At 37.6% G+C, this 3,700-nt stretch carries 5 protein-coding genes and 1 pseudogene; all 6 read left to right on the top strand.

What is annotated here, in order from left to right; genetic code table 11:
* Nucleotides 1-49 precede the first annotated feature (49 nt).
* The 6 genes and pseudogenes from GBH70_RS16130 to GBH70_RS16100 all read left to right on the top strand — a co-directional run bounded on the left by GBH70_RS16130 (nucleotide 50) and on the right by GBH70_RS16100 (nucleotide 3,248).
* On the top strand, nucleotides 50-265 hold the full coding sequence (locus GBH70_RS16130; RefSeq protein WP_151681982.1) for a phage holin: 216 nt from the start codon (nucleotides 50-52) through the stop codon (nucleotides 263-265).
* 143 nt (nucleotides 266-408) lie between these two features.
* Nucleotides 409-555, top strand: a complete 147-nt coding sequence (locus tag GBH70_RS17905) for a hypothetical protein (protein ID WP_371862267.1) — start codon at nucleotides 409-411, stop codon at nucleotides 553-555.
* Nucleotides 495-741, top strand: a pseudogene (locus tag GBH70_RS16120) (IS3 family transposase); the annotation flags it as partial. The gene GBH70_RS17905 and the pseudogene GBH70_RS16120, both read left to right, overlap by 61 nt.
* Before the next feature lie 598 nt (nucleotides 742-1,339).
* Entirely contained in the window at nucleotides 1,340-1,447 is a 108-nt protein-coding gene (locus GBH70_RS16110) for a YjcZ family sporulation protein (RefSeq protein ID WP_151680712.1), read from the top strand.
* Between the two features lie 389 nt (nucleotides 1,448-1,836).
* The gene (locus GBH70_RS16105) at nucleotides 1,837-2,163 is read left to right on the top strand and encodes a hypothetical protein (protein WP_253694041.1); all 327 of its coding nucleotides are present in this window, start codon (nucleotides 1,837-1,839) and stop codon (nucleotides 2,161-2,163) included.
* A 452-nt stretch (nucleotides 2,164-2,615) separates the two neighbouring features.
* On the top strand, nucleotides 2,616-3,248 hold the full coding sequence (locus GBH70_RS16100; RefSeq protein WP_151681980.1) for a DUF3267 domain-containing protein: 633 nt from the start codon (nucleotides 2,616-2,618) through the stop codon (nucleotides 3,246-3,248).
* The last annotated feature ends 452 nt before the right edge of the window (nucleotides 3,249-3,700 follow it).

Raw genomic sequence — 3,700 nt, 5'->3', positions numbered from 1 at the left:
GGCGGTCACTTTTATTTTTGCACTGATTAATTTATTGAGGTGATGAAAAATGAAAATGGATAAAGCAACTTTAGCAAGAACAATTGTATTGATTGTAGCATTATTGAACCAAGTGTTGACGTCTTTTAATCTCAACCCACTGCCTTTTTCGGATACTCAAGTGTATGATGCCGTAACTGTTGTATTTACAGTCGTAACGTCTTTAATCACTTGGTATAAGAACAACGAAATCAAGAAAAAAGGTGATACAAATGCAAGTAAATAAATTTATTACAGCGCTAGTCCTATCATTGGGGCTAGCGTTTTATTTTTGGATTCAGTGCGTTTGCGGATCAACCCAAAGTTGACTTCATTGATGTTTCTCATTGGAATGCTCAAAATGGGTTACCCCTATCCTTCTATCAAACTTTGAAGGCTGACGGAATTAATGCAGTTGTCGTTAAGGTAAGTGATGGACAAACAGTTCTTGACCCTCCTGCAAGTGTAAATATTAAAGATACCGAGCGTCAAAGGTCCATCATATGCTCACAAAAGAAGGGCGTAAAGTCAGCTTGAAACGGGTCCAGCGTTTAATGAAGGCTGCCGGCATTTATTCGATTGTGAGAAAAAAGTACCGTCCTCATTCCAATAAAGATAAGGTGGAAGACCACGATAACCTTGAACCAGGACTTTTCAACGACGACCATCAACGAGAAGTGGGTTACGGATATTACGTATATCCATACTCTAAAAGAAGGCTGGTACAACCGGAAACGGATTCATAGCTGTCTTGGTTACATGGCACCACAGGAAGTAGAAGATCGTATCAAAGGGGCATCATAAATCTTTGCATATAGTTACAAGCGTCTGCTTTACATGGAGTGGCGGGCGTGGTAGGCTGGTGCCTATGCGAAAGAAATCATGTGTCCCTTTCGCCCTTCGCAAAACACCACGTCCGCAGAGGCTCCATGTCAAGCAACTAAAGATTAAAGGAAAAATATGGAATGGGATCATAATTTAAATTTCACTTTTCGGTGTCCAAAATATTGATTTAAATCCAGGGATCCACCTTACAAAATCGTTTTGTTCCTCGTGTACAACCCATTATCCCCCCCGTTAGTGGAAGTTAATCGTGTAAACGTCTTTACTGTTCCTAGACACATTGTTAGACCTATAAGAAGAAATGTTGTTACGTATAATCATTATCCTAGACGTCATTGGTGATTTACCGAAATGCCAATAATGAAGCACTTTCTATTCTATTACACTTGCCCTTTTTCAAAGTAATTCCATGCTTTGCCCTTTCTTTTACGCCAAAACCGCATATTTTATAGTATCTCCCGCAAAGGAGGTGATCATGATGTCAGATGGCGGATATGGCCACGGTTTTAATTTTGCTTTAATTGTAGTTCTGTTCATCCTACTGATTATTGTGGGAACATCTTACATGAGTGGCTACGGATACTAATCTTATAAAGATTAATTAGCCAACAACCTAACAGAGAAAATTAAACATTATAACCTCCGCTCGGTTACCTTCTTTACTGAAGCGTAAAATTCGCTTCTTTTTTTCTTTTTTGCAACAATATCCTTTTATACTTGCAGTCCTTCAAATTACTGTTGTGCAGCAAAATAACATCACCTGTTGAAATTGTTTAGTTTCATTAACATAACTCACAGATGATTTAACCTCTACGGAATCAGTCGATAGTGCAAGATTTTCAGCATTTAAATACAATTTTTATATACACCTGAATCCGTGAAGAAATTTTCACTCAACGTCAAACAATCAGCGTAAAATCTAGTATAATATGGACAATAACTCCATTTTAACCCATTCCACAATCAGGTGATCTCATGAAAAAATTGATAATTGAATATACAAATGAACGGGTTGTTGCCCAGTCTGGATTAGCGATTGTAGGAAATCTACTCAATCAAACGAATTTAGCTTCAAAGTTAAATGCCTATAAATTGCCGAATATTTCCCGTAACCCCGGCTGTTCCAATGGCGATGTTGCCAAGTCTTATATTGGCCTGCTTTGCCAGGGCAAAAGTGATTTTGATCATATTGAAGCATTCCGGGATGATGTCTTCTTTCAACTGGCTTTGGATATCCAAAGGGTTCCTTCCAGCCCGACCTTGAGGCAGCGCCTTGACCAGGCGGCCCTGAAAATTTCTTAAATGAAGGAGGTTTACCTCAAATCGAAACATTACAGGCAGCTTAGAATAAGAAAAAGTAATAGCTTTTGATTACCTGTTTCATTTTCAGAACAAACACCAATAGTGCAGAGCTGGAGCTTATTTATTCCGTTCGGGCAAACGACCCAGCAAAGGAGCATATCCGGCCTCCATCTCATGGATACGCAGGACGAAGGAATGTACGGACCTTGATCCGGAGAGATATAGGAGGGTGAGAGACCGTGAGTCGTGTGGAGATATTACGCACGGTTATATCCTTTTATTTACCAAACTTATCCAGTTCGGTCGTTAGGATGGGACATACCCTGTAAGAATATTCTGTATAAACCCGTTTGAAGGTGTGACAGCTATTTGGTGTAAATTAAACACCTATGAAATTTTGAGAATGAGTGAGTATTCAAGAGAAAACTTAACTTTATTGAAGGAGGTAATTCGTGAAAATAAAAAACAAATTGCCACAGTATAATGAAAGTCTACATTTTGAGTTGATTAAAAATGAATGGGTTCCAATAAAAGAACCTAAATATTTGATAAGTGCTATTTTTTTATCTTTTCCTTTAATGATTATCAATGCACTTATCTCTGTTGGGATAATAAATATTTTTTCAAATGTATCATTGAAGGAATTTGGAATAGAACCTAATTCTATTTCATTTACCATTAACTTAGGAAGTATTTTCTTTATAATGTTACTTATAATTTTTCATGAATTACTTCATTTGATATTCATACCCAATTTTATTAAATCAGAAAATACATTTATTGGGCTTACTTTGTTTGGGGTGTTTGTAGCCACTGAAGAAAATATTCCAAAATCAAGATTTTTACTGGTTACAATAGCCCCATTCATAATCATCTCAGTTATTTTGCCAATAATATTAGGTTTTTGTGGGCTATTAACTTCAACATTAAAATTTTTGATTATACTAAACTCTTTAGCTTCATCGGTAGATATACTCTATCTTCTTCTGATAATTAAACAAGTTCCTAAGAATGGAATTTTAAAAAATAACGGACATAAGACGTATTGGAATAATAAACAAAGGGGCTGTCCCAAAAGGCAGTAATCTGGCTGAAGGGGCGCCCCTTTCTTTGTGAAAAAATTATTATCGTTGGTTGTTGATGATCGCGAAATTCACTCGCTTTCCGCACGTGTCGCGAGCCTCCTCGCTTGTTCCTCACGTCACTCGCTGCGGGGTCTCTTCTTGCTCGCTTTTCCCGCAGGAGTCTCGTAAATTTCGCGATCATCAACGTGCAATAGACGAAGTAAGTACAAAAAAAACCGCCTTTTCCATTATAATATTTATAATATAATGTAGGTGTCGAACAAACATTGAATGGAGGCGGTTTTTTTGAGTAACTATTCAGCTACCTTTATTGATTATAACATGGGACAACTCATTCTGCCATGGATTTCAGTGACATGATTCCAAAAGGCCATGTAGCCCGCGTTGTTAAGGATATGGTAAATCAAATCAGCGATGACTTCTTCTTCTCGTAATATAAAGGCGGAGGCCGC

The sequence above is a fragment of the Weizmannia acidilactici genome (assembly GCF_008974225.1).
Classification (GTDB): Bacteria; Bacillota; Bacilli; order Bacillales; family Bacillaceae_C; genus Weizmannia; species Weizmannia acidilactici.
This window is presented reverse-complemented; position numbering and strand designations above follow the sequence as displayed.